Genomic DNA, 14,352 nt, shown 5'->3' on the forward strand with positions numbered 1-14,352 from the left:
AGTGACAGTCTAGATGTTCCGCATGGCTGCACCGGCCAAACATGAGGTGACATGCCGTAACTGCGCCAGGTGGGCGGTGAAACGCGTGCGATAGCCGATCCTCAGCGAAAGCCGGGTATCAACCGCCGTGCAGACGTTCCCAAATGCGCTGCCGAAGCGACTGCTTGGGCTGGTTCACCGGTGGCACGGTGGCGACCGGTGCCGGGGGCGGCGGTGGTGCCGCGGCCTCGACCGGCGGCATGGCGGCCGGGTCAGCGTTCAGGTCCGCGGGGGGCGCCTGGGGCGGCGGCGCGGGCACGTTCATCGTCATCGCCACGACGGGAGCGCTGTCAAAGGTGGGCTCGGTCGTCGACTCCGGTGCCTGAGCCGGGCGGGACCGCTCGTCGGCACCGGAGAGCGATTCCGGTGCGGGTGCCGGTGCCGTGACGGGCCGCAGCGGTGGCGCCTCGGCGGTGTTGACCACGTCGCGATGTTCGGGGCGCGCTCCCCGGTCGGGCAGCAGCTCGAGACCGACGGCCACCGAAGCGGACACCACAAACGCCACCACGCCGCCGGCCAGCAGCGCGGTCGCCCCGCGTAGTGCGGTCGAGTCCTGCCGGCGCGCTGCCGGCGCAGCGGGGAGGTCGAACAGCTGGTCGTCGGCCACACCGATGCCGTTCACCGAGGCCAGCGCCGCCCCGCGGGCAAGCGCTAACTCTGCCTCGGCCGGCGCGAATACCGGGATGCCCAGGATCTGCTCGAGGCGGCGGGCGATCGACTCCAACCCCTCGCCCGAACCCAGCAGCACCAGGCCGTCGGGCTCCCACTCGCTGCCACCCAGCATTTCGGAGAGCCAGTCGATCAGGTCCTGATCGGTTTCCAGGGCGTAGGTCACGGCCGTTTGCACTGCGCCCTCGCGTGCGTCGACGATCAACGCGACGATGGCTTCCGGCTCGACGACGCACACTGCGGTGACGTCGGAGCCGATGACCGCTCCGATGCCGCGGGCGAACGCCTCGGTGGCTTCGGGCAGGCGGATGGGGATGACGTTGGCGAACCCACAGTCCGCGAGCGATTCCAACAGCAGCGAGGCCTCCACGGAGGCGTCATCACTCCATGTCACACCGATGGACTGCAGGCGTTGTCCGCCCGCGATGGCCTGTGTGCGCGACAGCGCCTCGGCGACGAACTCCGAGGTCGTCACCGGGCTGAACCCGCCGCGGCGGACCTCGAACGCGTCGTGGCCCTTCGTGGCGCTCTCGGCGCCGTCGCCTTCGACCAGCACGAGGCCGACGGTGGTCGGGGTCATCGACAGTCCTAGGACGGTCTCCAACTTCAAGCACTCCTCTTCGGTGCGCACTTGCCGGCCTCACACAACACGCAGACGCACCGAAAAGCCCGGTGCGGTACTGCGCTGGAAGCGCCGGAGAGCGTGGTCGCCTTCGATCTCCGTGGAGCCTACCCGCAGCGGCGTATACCGGCGAATGAGCACCATTCGGCACCGCGATGGCGACGATCCGATAACGGCGGCCCCGGAGGAGCCGACGACGAGTGCGGGCTGGTCAGCCCTGGTGTTGGGGAAGCGCGGCGACCATCGGGGTATCCACCCCGACCGGACCGAGCTCGCAGGCCCCGCCCGGGTTGCCGATCGGAGCATCGCGACCCGGCAGCACCTCGGTGAAGAAAGCGGCGTTGTCGGCGAGGAACTTCTTCTCCTCGTCGGGCAGATCACTCTCGAAGTAGATCGCGTCCACCTCGCAGAGGATCCGGCACGCGCCGCATTCCACGCATTCGACGGGGTTGATGTACATCGTCCGGTCACCCTCGTAGATGCAGTCGACCGGGCATTCCTGCATGCAGGCCTTGTGCTTGACATCGACACACGCACTGCTGATCACGTAGGTCATGACGCCGATTCTATCTGTAACCCGCCGTATCATGTACGGGCAGAAGGCCCGTGAAGTCCGGGACGAAAGTCCCCGATCGCCGGGATACGCCCAGCTCAGCGCGGTAGCGCTGGGGTGACATCGATCCACCCCGTGGTGTCCCTGCGGTGGTCAGTGGTGTTGCGGCATTCACCGTAGATCTGCATTGTGGCCCGGTTGCTTCTGTCGTCATTGCGGAAGTAGATGACGATGACGCCGTCGCGGGTGAACGTGTGCCCGCCGGGATGCCGGTTGGGCGGCATTCCCTCAGTCCAGCCGTCGGCTGCCATCGTCGTTGCCAGCGAGTCGAAGTACTTCGGTGTCGCCAGGACGTCGGGAACGTCGAAGTTGAGATAGATCGCACCCTGATAGGGCGGCTCGTCGGCGTTCTTGCACGACACGAGCAGATAACTTGCGCTGACGCCCTTGAGTTGGCCGGCACCGACGACCTCCCGCGCCGGTCCGAGCACCTGCGCTTTGGCCTGCTCGTCGGTCAGCGGCTGCGCCACCGGGTCGACCGCCGCGCCGCGCATATCCCGAAAGTGGTGCAGCGCAACAAAACTCAGGGCCAGAATCAAACTGACCAACAGGGCGGCCGCGATCAGCAACCGCGCGGGGCGGGAGCGCAGGACAGTCGCGGCGGGCATGACCTCAACATAGTGACACCGAGCAAGGGACCAATGGCCCTATGAGTTGCGGGCCTTCTACCCGCGACCGCGACTCGGTCGGACCAATAACGTCAAAGCTGTCATCGTGATGCGGCGTACGCCGGGGGATACGTCTCGATGGGTGCCCACTCACCCGCCAAGGGTGAAGCCGGGGGCTGGCGAAGCGTCAGCCCTTGGCCAGGGTGAACTGGCAGATGTCGGTATAGCCGTCACGGAACAGCTCGGCGCAGCCGGTCAGATACTTCATGTAGCGGTCGTAGACCTCGCGGGACTGCAGGGCGACGGCCTCTTCCTCATTCTCTTGCAGCGCTGCGGCCCACAGATCCAGCGTGCGGGCGTAGTGCAGCCGCAAGGGCTGAATTCGGTTGATGCTGAAGCCGGCACGGGTGGCGTGCTCGGTCACCGTCTCCGGCTGCGGAAGCCGCCCGCCGGGGAAGATCTCGTCCATGATGAATTTGAAGAACTTCAGGTGCCGCATGGTGATCGGCAGTGCGCGCGCCGTGAAGTCCTCGTCGCTCGGCTTGACGATGGTGTGCAGCAACATGACACCGTCGGCGGGCAGCGTGTCGTAAGCCATCTTGAAGAACGCGTCGTAGCGGTCGTAGCCGAAATGTTCGAAGGCACCGATGGAGACGATCCGGTCGACCTTCTCGTCGAACTGCTCCCAGCCCTCGAGCAGGACGCGCTTGGACCGTGAACTCTGCGATTCGTCGAAGAGATGCTGGACATGCAGGGCCTGATTCTTGCTCAGTGTCAAGCCGATGACATTGACGTCGTACTTCTCCAGGGCGCGCATCATCGTCGCTCCCCAGCCACAGCCGATGTCGAGCAGCGTCATGCCCGGTTCGAGTCCGAGCTTTCCCAGCGACAAATCGATCTTCGCGATCTGCGCCTCTTCCAGCGTCAGGTCATCGCGCTCGAAATATGCGCAGCTGTAGGTCTGAGTCGGGTCCAGGAACAGCCGATAGAAGTCGTCCGACAGGTCGTAATGATGCTGCACATCATCGAAGTGCGGCTCCATCTGCGGCGTTTTCGCGGGTGTTTTCAAAATCTCGATGTCCTGTTCTTGCGTCTGCACTCCGGTCCACCCCCGCGAGACCAGTCGCACTCCCCTGGTGACGTATCCCGGGTAGCCTACGCGACTGCGCTCAAACTCCACACCTGAGCAAACTGGACGGCGCCTGGGTGCAAGCTGTCATGAAGATTTTTCGGCGTCGCCCTCGTTGCCGAATTTCGGCCGTCCTTCCTCGTCAAGCCAGTCGTTGACTGCCGTCCCCGTGACGGTGTTGTCGGATCCGGGCAACACCGCGGTCGGCCGGTCCTCGTAGGACGTCATCATTTCTTTAGCTTTGGCCTTCGCGCTGTCGTCCGGCTCGGGTTTTTCGATCGCCGGCTCCCGCTGGTCGGGGCTTTCGGAGCGTTCCGGTGTGCTCACGATGGGGTTCCTTCGCGTTCGGTTCCGAGCGGACGTGATGCTTGCATGGGTCTGCCCACTAATGTGACGCACCAAACAGTGCGATCGCCGTCAGCAACCCCGCGAACGGCCAAAAGGCCATCCGAATGTTATGTACGCCGCTTTTCGGGCAAAGTTGAGTCATGGACGCAACGCCATCTCGTCATCGGCGCCGGCTATTGACCGTGCTGGCCGCCCTTCTGCTGGTGCCCGGTCTGCTCTCCGGACCGGCCCACGCGGCACCTGTAGTTGGTGTGCCGGCTCCCCTGGCGCCGCTGGACCAGTCGGCGGTGATGGGCCGGGTCACCCCTGGCCTGGTCGACATCAACACGACGCTCAACTATCAGAGCGCCGTCGGTGCGGGCACCGGCATCGTGCTCGATCCCAGCGGCGAGGTGCTGACCAACAACCACGTCATCGAAGGCGCCACCAGCATCACGGCGACCAGCCTGGCCAACGGGCGCACCTACCCTGTCGACGTCATCGGCTTCGACCGGGCCAATGACATCGCCCTGGTGCGGTTGCGTGGCGCCGGGGACCTGCCCGTCGCATCACTGGGCACCTCGTCGTCGCTGGCGGTCGGTGACCCGATCGCGGCGATCGGCAATGCCGGTGGGGCGGGTGGGGCCCCGAGTTTCTCGCCGGGCAATGTCACGCAGCTCGGCGCTTCAGTGCGGGCATCCGACGAATCCGGCGGTGGCTCACGGGAGCTCACCGATCTGATCCGGGTGGCCGCCGACGTGCGCCCCGGTGATTCCGGTGGCCCGCTGGTCAACGCTGCCGGCCAGGTGGTCGGCGTCAACGTCGCCGCGACGCTGACCTACCGGATGGGCAACGTGCGCGGCGGCGAGGGCTTCGCGATCCCGATCGACCGTGCGCTCGGCGTCGCGGGCGCGATCCGGTCCGGCGGCGGCCCCGGCATTCATATCGGCGACACCGCCTTCATCGGTGTCGGAATCGCCGACCCGGCAGCCGGCGGACCATCGGGAGCCGTTGTGCGCCAGGTTCTTCCGGATACCGCCGCACGCGGCGCGGGCCTCGCGGCGGGTGACGTCATCACCTCGGCGGACGGGGTGCCGATCAACACCGCCACCGACCTCTCCAACTTCATGGACGCCCACCATCCCGGTGACACCATCACGTTGAACTGGGTGGACCGCGAGGGCAATCCCCGCAGCGCGCCCATCGTGCTCGGCGCGGGCCCGGTCGGCTGAACTCAGGCCCGCAACTCGGCCCGCAGCTGCATGAACCGGAACAGACCCGGACGGCCGGCGACCGGCTGGTAGGCGCCGACCATATCGTCGACAAACGCCGCACGGTCAGAATCGGGCAGACGGTCGGTCCACGCCGTCGAACCCACACTGCACCAGGCGGTGAACCGCTCGACGGTCCCGAAATCCCACTCGCGGTCACGCACCGTCATCGCATCCACCCGCAGACCGCAACTTTCGGCCAGTTCGCGCAGCGCTGCCGGATCGGGATGGCTGAAGGGAGCGCTGAATCCGGCGAAATAGGATACCCAGCGGTCGCCGGCGGCCACCTGCATGGCAGTGGACTCGATGCTGGGTCGCGTTCCCCCGCAGACCATTTGGATCAGGGCGCGGCCCTGCGGGCGCAGCACCGCGGCGATACCGGCGATCGCGTCGCCGAGCTGAACCACCCAGTGCAACGCGTTGAACGAGACGACCATGTCGAAGCTCCTGCCGAACGGCAGTTGTCGCGCGTCGGCGCATACGAAAACCGGCCCGGCCGGCGACGACGGGCCGGAATGCCCTGCGGTGGCGACCATCCGCGGCGAGGCGTCGACTCCGACGATGTAGCCGCGTGGGAGGCGGGTGCCGATCTCGCGGGTGAGGAAGCCGTCGCCGCAACCGATGTCGAGGACCCACTCGCCACCGTCGACGACGAGTTCGGCCAGTGTCTCGGCGGCGACCGTGCGCTGCAGGCTGCTGACCCGGCTGTAGTCCCGGCCGCTCCAGTCCGCCACCGACACAGTTAACGTCAATGCCGGTATCGGGGGCAATAGTCGTCAAGGATGGGTCTCATGACCACTGCCCTGGCGCGCGGCGCCGCAGCGATGATGGCGATCACGGCGCTGGCGACCGCCGCACCGGCCTTGGCCGATTCACCGGGACCGCTGTACGAACTGGTCGACGCGGCGGCGCAGCGCCTGCAGACCGCTGACGCGGTGGCCGCCAACAAGTGGTTGACCGGCGGCCCGATCACCGACCCCGCCCGGGTGCAGCAGGTGCTGGCCGCGGTGTCCAAGGATGCCGAATCACGTGGTGTGGCAACCGATTACGTTGCCACTATCTTCACCAACCAGATCAATGCCACCGAGGCGATCGAGTACGCGAGGTTCGCCGGCTGGAAGTTCGACCCGGCCGGGGCCCCGACATCCGCCCCTGACCTCGCATCGTCCCGCACGGCGATCGACGCCCTCAATCGCCGAATGGTCGAACAGATCGCCGCGCAGGGGCCGCTGTTGCACTCACCGGGATGCGGCGTCGAGCTGGACGCGGCCAAGAACGCAGTCGCCGCGCAGCGCCAGTTCGACGATCTGTACCGCACGGCGCTGGACGCCGCCACCCGGTCGTACTGCGGGTTCTAATCCGAGGGGTGCGGGTTGCCCAGGTAGGGGAACACGTCCAGGGTGTCGGTGTGCGGGGCGAGACCGCTGGGCGGGCAGTCGCCCTTGGTCAGGAACGCCAGCCGATAGTCGATGACGTCGTCTTTGAACGTCCGCCCGTTCGGGTACTTGGCCGGCTTGGCCGGATCGAACGTCAGCATGTCGGGCAGGGTGCCCTCGGTGTCGATCGCCTCGATGGCCTCGTCATCGGTGTAACCACCGGTATGCCCCATCAAGTGGATGAACTGCCCGATCCAGCGCTCGCGGTCGCGGATCGGCTCGCTGGCGTTGTATTCCTCTTTGGTGTCGTCGGTGTTGAAGAAGCTGCTCACCGACGGGTGACCGGCGCGGTCGACGTGGAGCAGTTCGCCGTCGCGGTTGAGGCTGCAGCGCCCCCATATCCGGAGGTCGGGATCGGGGCCGAGCTCGGCGGTCGGCAGCTCGATGGCGATCGAGAACACGTTGGCGCTTGTGTTCGAGTCCACCCCGGTCCACGGCGATTCACCGCCGAGATGTGGCGCGGTGAAGTTACGGCCGCCGGTGATGTCGAACAGATTCTTGATGCCGTCGAAGTCGAAGAAGAACGCGTCGCTGCGCGCACCGGCGGCGAAGGTGTAGCCGTCCGACGAGACGACATTGGCGGTCGGTCCGAACGACACGTCGACAGCCTCGAAGATCTTCTCGCCCACGGCATATGGTGACTCGGCCTCGTCGCCGACCGCCTTGAAGACATCGACGGTCTGGCGCCCGTCCTCGGGCACCGAGAACACGAAGCTGAACGCGATGTCGTTGCGCAGGTCGCCGTTGTTGTCGACAGCCAACCGATAGATCGCGTCGGGATGCAGGGCGTCGGCGTTCGGGTTGGCGTTCAAGATGAGCACCGTTCGGCCCGCGTCGGCCGGCGACTGAAATGCATAGAGATCACAAAGATCCAGTCGCTGGTCGCCCAGTGGTGGGCCGAGGCTCAGGCCGGTGAAGTGATTCGACATCAGCGGTACTCTGCCGGATCAGTTCTGCCGCGGCAACAGCTCGTCGATGAAACGTTCGATGAACTCGTCCACCGGCGTCTCGCCGACCGGCCGGATGACGAACTTGCTCAGCCCCGCGGCGATCAGCCCGTCAAGCTGCCGGTGCAGCTGCGGCCAGTCGCCGGCGATCAATTCGGCCGGATCGACGTCGGACCGCCGGGACCGGACGGCGGCGGCGATCTCGCCGGGCAGCTGACCGTCGGCGACCGCCAGGCTCAGCCCGTAGTGGTCCGGCTCGACCGTGCGACCCGCCTCGGCGGCGGCCCGCTCGATGCTCTCCCGCGCGCCGCGCGCCTCCTCAGCAGTGAGGAAGCTGCCAAGCCAGCCGTCGGCCAGCCGCCCGATCCGGCGAAACGCGGCGGGCGCCGAGCCGCCGAGCCAGATGTCGACCGGGCCCGGCGGCTGGACGCCCAGCGACACACCGGCGAGTTGAAAGTACCGGCCGTCGAACGTGACCTCGTCACCAGTGAGCAAGGCGCGCAACACTTCCAAGGCTTCGTCGAACACCGCGGCGCGCTGCCCGTCGGGGACCGGGAACAAGTCCCATTCCGCCTTCGACGCCGGGCGCAGACCGAATGCCGGCAGCACCCGCTTTGGAGCCAGGGCGGCCAGCGATGCCAGCTGTTTGGCGACCAGCACCGGGTTGCGGCCGGGCAGTACCGCCACCGAGGTGCCGACCTTCAGCCGGCTGGTGCGGCCCAGGGTGTAGGCCATCCCGGCGAACGGGTCGACGGCGGGGGTGTAGACCAACTCCGAGAACCACAGCGAGTCGACGCCCGCGGACTCGAGCCGATCGACGATGCGCGGCAGTTCCTCGACTCCGGTGTTGAACCCCAAACTGACCCCGAACCGGATCTTCACTGCGCCCACCCCGCCACGGTATCCCGCTTGCGAAGGCGACACAGTGGCGGATGTACCCGGTTTGGGCGGTCGCGCAGCTTAGCCTATGGGTGTGACGGGTGTTACGGATGTGACTTCAGGACGCAGGATCGTGACGTGCCCGAGGTAACCCGCCGCCAGTTCGTGATCGGGTTGTTCGCCTCGGCCGGACTTGTCGGCGCATCCAGCGCAATCGCGATGTCGCAGGCGCCTGCGCCGTTGGCCGCCAAGGCTCCCCCGCCGCCGATCGGCGCGGCACCGCTGCTGCCCCCGCCGCCGGTGACGGCGCGAATCCCGTTGCCGGGTGGCGGTGAGCTGACCAGGATCCCCGGCAAGGGGGATCTGCTGGCGCTCACCGTCGATGACGGCGTGGATTCCGACGTGGTCCGCCTTTATACGCAACTGGCCAAGGACACCGGGATCCGGCTGACATTCTTCGTCAACGGGGTCTACGACTCCTGGCGGGACAATGCCGCCCTGCTGCGACCGCTGGTGGATTCCGGCCAGATCCAGCTCGGCAACCACACCTGGTCACATCCGGACCTCACCACGCTGACCAAGGAACAGGTCGCCGACCAGTTGCAGCGCAACGACCGATTCCTGCGCAACACATTCGGTACCGACGCCACACCGTACTTCCGCCCGCCCTACGGCAATCACAACGATGCCGTCGACGCGGTGGCCGCCGACCTGGGATACCGGGTTCCCACCCTGTGGGCGGGTTCGCTGGCCGACTCCACCCCGGTTGCCGAGGACTTCATCGTGAAGATGGCCGACCAGTACTTCATTCAGCAGAACATCGTGATCGGGCACCTCAACCACCCGCCGGTCACCCACGTCTTTCCCGCACTGGTCGACGTCATCCGGTCACGCAACCTGCGCACGGTCACTCTCAACGATGTGTTCCTACAGCCGGAGATCCCGCACGTCACGTCCGCGTAGCGGCCAGAGTTTCGATGCGCCGCAACGCAATTGCGCACACAGCAGCGTACGGCGCGGCCCATATCGGCACCTCGAACCAGGCCCGGCAGCCACCCGGCGCCGACTCGACGCCGTGAGCGGTGGCCGGCACCCCGACGACCGACCACGCCCACCGTCGTCCCGCATCGAACTCGGTGACCGTGAACGGCACGCTGACGCCGGGTAGCGCCCACACCCGTCCGGTCGACCCGGCTGTGAGCTGCTTGCCACCGTCATCGAGTGCGGCCCCGCTGATCGTCGGGCCCCATCGCGGCCAGGCATCCAGATCGACTAGCACGCTCCAGACCGCTTCAGGCGGAGCCTCGATAGCGCGATCCACCCGCACCATGGGCAGCCGAAGTCGCACACCTGAGCCCATGGCTGAAACGCTACGCCTGCTGCATAGGATCAGCGTCATGGAAGGCTCCGTGACAGTGCACATGGCCGCACCGGCCGACAAGATCTGGAATGTCATCTCCGACATCACCAGGACCGGCGAGTTCTCGCCGGAGGTGTTCGAGTCTGAGTGGCTCGGCGGCGCCACCGGTCCCGCACTGGGCGCGAAGTTCCGCGGCCACGTGCGCCGCAACGAGATCGGCCCGGTGTACTGGACCACCTGCCGCGTCACCGCCTGCGAACCCGGACGCGAATTCGGCTTCGCCGTCCTGGCCGGCGACAAAGTGGTCAACAACTGGCACTACCGGCTGGACCCACAAGGTGACGGCACCGACGTGACGGAGTCCTTCCGGCTCGCCGACTTCCCCGGGGTGCGGCTCTTCGAGTTGTTCGGCGGGCAGCTGCGGGTCCGCCGCAACAAGCGAGACATGCGCACCACACTGGAACGGATCAAGAAGGTCGTGGAGAAGGACTGAATCGTCGCCACACCTGCCGGTCCGTTTGATAGAACCGGTGCATGGGTCGGTGGTCACACGAGGAAATCGCGTCGGCGTTCGAGGAACACAAGCAGGTTGTCGTCGGTATCGCCGACAGCTGGGACTGGTCGCGATTCGCCGACCAGTTCACCGAAGACGCCACCTACGTCGAACATTCCTACGGGACGTTCCATGGCCGGGAAGCGATCCGCACGTGGATCGTCAACACCATGAACACATTTCCCGGCAACGAGATGCCCTGGTTCCCCTCGACTTGGCATTCGATCGATGTGGACAAGGGTTGGGTGATCTGCGAGTTCCAGAATCGGATGCGCGATCCCGGCGACGGCAGCATCCATGAGGAGCCGAACATCTCGGTGCTCAAGTACGCCGGCGACGGGCTGTGGAGTTACGAGGAAGACGCATACAACCCGATGAATTTCATGCCGATGGTGCGCGGCTACATCGAAGCGTCGAAGAAGCTGGGCACCATTTCCGATGATGCGGTGGTTTTCGCCCGCAACATGGGATGGGATCTGGCCTGAGTCAGTCCGGGCTACCTTCGCTGTCGTCGAAGAAGCTCCACTCACCGTCGTGCTCGACTTCCATGCGCCAGCCCAATTCAGAGTTGTCCGCTTTGGAATCGACGAACCAGGCGTGGGCGTCCTCGGCGCTCTCGATGTCCTTCGTGTCGACGACGTCGCCCTTGGGGTTGATCACGCGATAGGTTGCCATGCTTCATTGCTTCCCCGCGTGAGCGCAGTTCAATCGCCCGGATGCTTGAGACCCGCGCCGCACAGTGGAAGCACCATGTCGCCTCCTGCCAAGAAATCATTGAGCCGCCGCCAGTTCGACTCTGATCGGCCGGGCGCGGCGACGGCGGCGGCGTAGCAGACCGCTGCCGTCGGCTCGACGAACAAGCCCTCCCGCGCCAACGCATGACGCCCGGCGACGATCGCGTCGTCGTCGACGGTGACGATCGTGCCGCCGCAGGCCCGAACCGCCGCCAGGATCTGTTCGGCGCGCGGCGGTGCGGTGATCGCGATGCCCTCGGCCACCGTCGGCGCGGCAGCGTATTCCGTGCCCTCCCATACCGCGCCCTCCCATACCGCGCCCTCCCATACCGCCGCCAGCGGTGCGCAGCCGGCCGCCTGAACCGCGAACAGCGCCGGCATCCGGTCCGCGAGCCCGGCCGCGACGAGTTCGGCGAACGCCAGATAACAGCCCAGCAGCAGAGTGCCGTTGCCGACCGGGACCAGCACCCCCGACGGCAGGCGGCGTCCGTTCTGCTGCCAGATCTCGTAGCCGTAGGTCTTCACACCGTGCATGAAGTACGGGTGGTAGACGTGGCTGGCGTAGAACATGCCGGGGAGCGCGGCGATGTCCATTGCCGCAGCGGCGGTATCGGCCCGGCTGCCCGGTACCAGGGTCAGGGTGGCGCCGTGCGCCCGGATCTGGGCGAGCTTTTCCGGTGAGGTCGACGCCGGAACCAGCACCTCGCAGTCGATGCCGGCCCTGGCGAAATAGGCCGCGGCCGCCGTACCGGCATTGCCGCTGCTGTCCACCACGGCCCTGCCGACGCGCAGCTCCGCGGCCAACGCTGCCAGCACCACTGCTCCGCGGTCCTTGAAAGACAAGGTGGGACTGAGGAATTCGAGCTTGAACCGAACGCTCGGCAGGGTCTGCGACGGGATCATCGGGGTGTTGCCCTCACCCAGCGTGATCGATCGACCCACCGGCACCGGCAGGACTGACTGCGCAGTGGGCCGCCACGTGCGCGTCACGTCGAGCAATCCCCCACACGCACATCGCCACACCAGCTCGGCGACGTCGAATTCGCGCCCACACGAGCGGCATTGCAGCGGCGGCAGATTCATGGCTCGATCCCCTTGCGCTCATCGACGACGAACAGGATCAGCGTGACGAACAACACCGCCGCGGGGATCCAGATTGCGTGCACGCTCCACGCCCGGGTGGCGAAGGCACCGATCACCGCGCCGCCGGTGAAGGACACGGTCAGCCAGACGTACGTGGTGAACGCCTGCCGCGCTGTGGAATCGCGGTCCACGAAGCCGGTATAACCACTTTCCACCAGGCGCATCAAGTTGCCGGTGGTTGCCACCGGCAGATACACGAAATCACCGATATTCCGGAACAACCCGATCTGCATTGCCGCGACGAATGAGATGGGCACCGTCACATAGCTGTGCGCGACGGTGGTCGGTACGAAACCGATCGTGAACAGGACAACGGCCTGCAGCAGCATGGTCCAGCGCATCGGGTGCTTGAGATACCGCTCCACCCGGCCCGACTTGAGATGCGATGCCAGCCCCACGCCGGCGAAGAACGCGAGCAGCGGCCAGACATGCGCAAGCGCCCCGGTGAGATTGCGGTGACTCATGTTGAGCGCGAACAAGATGACGTTGGCTGTCTGCACGTTCGCGAACACCCCGCCACGGGCCAGGTAGGTGTAGGCGTCCAGGAAGCCGTTTGCCAGCGTGAGCAGCAAGCCGAAACGCAGTGTCGTCGAGGTGCGCGTCATCGTGGCAGCAAGCTTGCCTGAATACGGAAATGATCACGAGCGCAGGAGGCGAGAATCTACTGTCGTACTGACCGCAGCACGACGACGGAACGGATCCGCATGGGCATCGCCACTCGAATCAATGGTCAGCAGCCACCCGAGATGCCCCTCGAAGACATCAATCTGGGCACCTTCGAGTTCTGGGGCATGGACGATTCGCTGCGCGACGGCGCATTCGCGACCCTTCGCCGCGAGGCCCCGATCAAGTTCTTCGGTGAGGTGGAGTTCGAGGGTATCGAGCCGGGCCCCGGCCATTGGGCCCTGACCAAGCTCGACGATGTCTTCTACGCCAGCCGCCATCCGGAGATCTTCAGTTCCTACCCCAATATCACCATCGGCGACCAGATCCCCGAGGTCGCCGAGTACTTCGGCTCGATGATCGCGCTGGACGACCCGCGGCATGCCCGGCTGCGCAACATCGTGCGCAGCGCCTTCACCCCGAAGGTGGTGGCCCGCACCGAGGAGTCGGTGCGCGACCGCGCGCAGCAACTCGTGTCGGCGATGATCGCCAACCACCCGGACGGCAACGCCGAACTGGTGACCGAGCTGTCCGGCCCGCTGCCGTTGCAGGTCATCTGCGACATGATGGGCATCCCCGAAGAAGACCACGACCGGATCTTCCATTGGACCAACATCATTCTGGGCTTCGGCGACCCCGACCTGACCACCGATTTCGACGAGTTCCTCAAAGTGGCCTTCGACATCGGCGCCTACGCCACCGCCCTCGCCGAGGATCGGCGGGTCAACCCCCGTGAAGACCTGACGACCGCGCTGGTGGCCGCCGAGGTCGACGGGGAGCGGCTGACGTCGGCCGAGATCGCGTCGTTCTTCATCCTGCTGGCCGTCGCAGGTAACGAGACCACCCGCAACGCCATCAGCCACGGGGTTCTGGCGCTGACCCGCTATCCCGAGCAGCGCCAGATCTGGTGGGACAACTTCGAGGACGTCAGCGGTACCGCGGTCGAGGAGGTGGTGCGGTGGGCGTCGCCGGTGATCTACATGCGCCGCACGGTCACCCGTGACGTCGAGCTCAGCGGCGTCACGATGGCCGAGGGCGACAAGGTGACCATGTGGTACGCCTCGGCCAACCGTGACGAAGACAAGTTCGCCAACCCGTGGCTCTTCGATGTCACCCGCACCCCCAACCATCATGTCGGGTTCGGCGGCGGTGGTGCGCACTTCTGCCTGGGCGCCAATCTGGCCCGCCGCGAGATCGCCGTGGTGTTCTCCGAACTGCACCGTCGCATGCCGGACATCGCGGTGACCGAAGAGCCGTCGATGCTGCTTTCGGCGTTCATCCATGGCATCAAGCGGCTGCCGGTCAGCTGGTCGCCTGCCTGAGGTTGTGGCGCGCACCGCGGCACCCTCGTAGCGTGAT

At 66.3% G+C, this 14,352-nt stretch carries 17 protein-coding genes and 1 pseudogene; 6 read left to right on the forward strand and 12 right to left on the reverse strand.

Going from position 1 to position 14,352, the window contains the following annotated elements:
• Positions 1-118 precede the first annotated feature (118 nt).
• From AB431_RS16540 to AB431_RS16560, 5 genes and pseudogenes are all read right to left on the reverse strand, one after another.
• The gene (locus tag AB431_RS16540; protein WP_144418282.1) at positions 119-1,288 is read right to left on the reverse strand and encodes a hypothetical protein; all 1,170 of its coding nucleotides are present in this window, start codon (positions 1,286-1,288) and stop codon (positions 119-121) included.
• A 253-nt stretch (positions 1,289-1,541) separates the two neighbouring features.
• A complete protein-coding gene (gene fdxA / locus AB431_RS16545; protein ID WP_047330847.1) occupies positions 1,542-1,886 on the reverse strand; it encodes a ferredoxin in 345 nt (114 codons plus the stop codon).
• A 95-nt stretch (positions 1,887-1,981) separates the two neighbouring features.
• Complete coding sequence (locus AB431_RS16550) at positions 1,982-2,551, reverse strand: hypothetical protein (RefSeq protein ID WP_052960301.1); 570 nt, start codon at positions 2,549-2,551, stop codon at positions 1,982-1,984.
• A 187-nt stretch (positions 2,552-2,738) separates the two neighbouring features.
• The gene (locus tag AB431_RS16555; RefSeq protein ID WP_047330848.1) at positions 2,739-3,593 is read right to left on the reverse strand and encodes a cyclopropane mycolic acid synthase family methyltransferase; all 855 of its coding nucleotides are present in this window, start codon (positions 3,591-3,593) and stop codon (positions 2,739-2,741) included.
• Between the two features lie 210 nt (positions 3,594-3,803).
• A pseudogene (locus AB431_RS16560) lies at positions 3,804-4,010 on the reverse strand (hypothetical protein); the annotation flags it as partial.
• 158 nt (positions 4,011-4,168) lie between these two features.
• On the opposite strand from AB431_RS16560, the gene AB431_RS16565 reads away from it, so the two are divergent.
• Complete coding sequence (locus AB431_RS16565; RefSeq protein WP_047330850.1) at positions 4,169-5,239, forward strand: S1C family serine protease; 1,071 nt, start codon at positions 4,169-4,171, stop codon at positions 5,237-5,239.
• Positions 5,240-5,241: 2 nt separating this feature from the next.
• Here AB431_RS16565 and AB431_RS16570 read toward each other — a convergent pair whose 3' ends face one another.
• Positions 5,242-6,012, reverse strand: coding sequence for a class I SAM-dependent methyltransferase (locus tag AB431_RS16570; protein WP_047333499.1), 771 nt, complete (start codon positions 6,010-6,012; stop codon positions 5,242-5,244).
• Positions 6,013-6,069: 57 nt separating this feature from the next.
• Between AB431_RS16570 and AB431_RS16575 the strand changes: the two genes are divergently transcribed.
• Positions 6,070-6,636, forward strand: coding sequence for a chorismate mutase (locus tag AB431_RS16575; RefSeq protein WP_047330851.1), 567 nt, complete (start codon positions 6,070-6,072; stop codon positions 6,634-6,636).
• On the opposite strand, the gene AB431_RS16580 is transcribed toward AB431_RS16575, so the two are convergent.
• Together AB431_RS16580 and AB431_RS16585 are read right to left on the reverse strand one after the other, a co-directional pair.
• On the reverse strand, positions 6,633-7,643 hold the full coding sequence (locus AB431_RS16580) for a DUF4331 family protein (protein ID WP_047330852.1): 1,011 nt from the start codon (positions 7,641-7,643) through the stop codon (positions 6,633-6,635). The genes AB431_RS16575 and AB431_RS16580 overlap by 4 nt on opposite strands.
• Positions 7,644-7,661: 18 nt before the next feature.
• Complete coding sequence (locus tag AB431_RS16585; RefSeq protein WP_047330853.1) at positions 7,662-8,543, reverse strand: TIGR03854 family LLM class F420-dependent oxidoreductase; 882 nt, start codon at positions 8,541-8,543, stop codon at positions 7,662-7,664.
• Between the two features lie 135 nt (positions 8,544-8,678).
• Here AB431_RS16585 and AB431_RS16590 point away from each other — a divergent pair, with 135 nt between their 5' ends.
• On the forward strand, positions 8,679-9,503 hold the full coding sequence (locus AB431_RS16590) for a polysaccharide deacetylase family protein (RefSeq protein ID WP_047330854.1): 825 nt from the start codon (positions 8,679-8,681) through the stop codon (positions 9,501-9,503).
• On the opposite strand, the gene AB431_RS16595 is transcribed toward AB431_RS16590, so the two are convergent.
• Positions 9,490-9,900: an SRPBCC family protein gene (locus tag AB431_RS16595; protein ID WP_047330855.1), complete on the reverse strand. Its 411-nt coding sequence runs from the start codon at positions 9,898-9,900 to the stop codon at positions 9,490-9,492. The genes AB431_RS16590 and AB431_RS16595 overlap by 14 nt on opposite strands.
• Positions 9,901-9,937: 37 nt before the next feature.
• Here AB431_RS16595 and AB431_RS16600 point away from each other — a divergent pair, with 37 nt between their 5' ends.
• Positions 9,938-10,393, forward strand: a complete 456-nt coding sequence (locus AB431_RS16600; RefSeq protein WP_047330856.1) for an SRPBCC family protein — start codon at positions 9,938-9,940, stop codon at positions 10,391-10,393.
• 41 nt (positions 10,394-10,434) lie between these two features.
• The gene (locus AB431_RS16605; protein WP_047330857.1) at positions 10,435-10,938 is read left to right on the forward strand and encodes a nuclear transport factor 2 family protein; all 504 of its coding nucleotides are present in this window, start codon (positions 10,435-10,437) and stop codon (positions 10,936-10,938) included.
• 1 nt (position 10,939) lies between these two features.
• Here the strand turns inward: AB431_RS16605 and AB431_RS16610 are convergent, their stop codons facing one another.
• The 3 genes from AB431_RS16610 to AB431_RS16620 are packed head-to-tail and all read right to left on the reverse strand — an operon-like array spanning position 10,940 to position 12,935.
• Complete coding sequence (locus AB431_RS16610; protein ID WP_047330858.1) at positions 10,940-11,128, reverse strand: hypothetical protein; 189 nt, start codon at positions 11,126-11,128, stop codon at positions 10,940-10,942.
• Between the two features lie 29 nt (positions 11,129-11,157).
• Positions 11,158-12,270 carry a pyridoxal-phosphate dependent enzyme gene (locus AB431_RS16615; protein ID WP_235435696.1) on the reverse strand — a complete coding sequence of 371 codons (1,113 nt, stop codon included), beginning with the start codon at positions 12,268-12,270 and terminating at the stop codon, positions 11,158-11,160.
• Positions 12,267-12,935 (reverse strand): YoaK family protein, encoded by a 669-nt coding sequence (locus tag AB431_RS16620; RefSeq protein ID WP_047330859.1) that lies wholly within the window; start codon positions 12,933-12,935, stop codon positions 12,267-12,269. Before AB431_RS16620 ends, AB431_RS16615 begins: the two co-directional genes overlap by 4 nt.
• A gap of 99 nt (positions 12,936-13,034) precedes the next feature.
• Here AB431_RS16620 and AB431_RS16625 point away from each other — a divergent pair, with 99 nt between their 5' ends.
• Positions 13,035-14,315: a cytochrome P450 gene (locus tag AB431_RS16625; RefSeq protein WP_047330860.1), complete on the forward strand. Its 1,281-nt coding sequence runs from the start codon at positions 13,035-13,037 to the stop codon at positions 14,313-14,315.
• The last annotated feature ends 37 nt before the right edge of the window (positions 14,316-14,352 follow it).

The sequence above is a fragment of the Mycobacterium sp. EPa45 genome (assembly GCF_001021385.1).
Taxonomy (GTDB): Bacteria; Actinomycetota; Actinomycetes; order Mycobacteriales; family Mycobacteriaceae; genus Mycobacterium.

Coding starts and splice junctions, on each gene's coding strand:
- AB431_RS16575 (WP_047330851.1), top strand. CDS start 6,070: ATGACCACTGCCCTGGCGCGCGGCGCCGCAGCGATGATGGCGATCACG.
- AB431_RS16610 (WP_047330858.1), bottom strand. CDS start 11,128: ATGGCAACCTATCGCGTGATCAACCCCAAGGGCGACGTCGTCGACACG.
- AB431_RS16555 (WP_047330848.1), bottom strand. CDS start 3,593: ATGGAGCCGCACTTCGATGATGTGCAGCATCATTACGACCTGTCGGAC.
- fdxA (WP_047330847.1), bottom strand. CDS start 1,886: ATGACCTACGTGATCAGCAGTGCGTGTGTCGATGTCAAGCACAAGGCC.
- AB431_RS16580 (WP_047330852.1), bottom strand. CDS start 7,643: ATGTCGAATCACTTCACCGGCCTGAGCCTCGGCCCACCACTGGGCGAC.
- AB431_RS16605 (WP_047330857.1), top strand. CDS start 10,435: ATGGGTCGGTGGTCACACGAGGAAATCGCGTCGGCGTTCGAGGAACAC.
- AB431_RS16540 (WP_144418282.1), bottom strand. CDS start 1,288: ATGACCCCGACCACCGTCGGCCTCGTGCTGGTCGAAGGCGACGGCGCC.
- AB431_RS16625 (WP_047330860.1), top strand. CDS start 13,035: ATGGGCATCGCCACTCGAATCAATGGTCAGCAGCCACCCGAGATGCCC.
- AB431_RS16565 (WP_047330850.1), top strand. CDS start 4,169: ATGGACGCAACGCCATCTCGTCATCGGCGCCGGCTATTGACCGTGCTG.
- AB431_RS16550 (WP_052960301.1), bottom strand. CDS start 2,551: ATGCCCGCCGCGACTGTCCTGCGCTCCCGCCCCGCGCGGTTGCTGATC.
- AB431_RS16595 (WP_047330855.1), bottom strand. CDS start 9,900: ATGGGCTCAGGTGTGCGACTTCGGCTGCCCATGGTGCGGGTGGATCGC.
- AB431_RS16615 (WP_235435696.1), bottom strand. CDS start 12,270: ATGAATCTGCCGCCGCTGCAATGCCGCTCGTGTGGGCGCGAATTCGAC.
- AB431_RS16600 (WP_047330856.1), top strand. CDS start 9,938: ATGGAAGGCTCCGTGACAGTGCACATGGCCGCACCGGCCGACAAGATC.
- AB431_RS16620 (WP_047330859.1), bottom strand. CDS start 12,935: ATGACGCGCACCTCGACGACACTGCGTTTCGGCTTGCTGCTCACGCTG.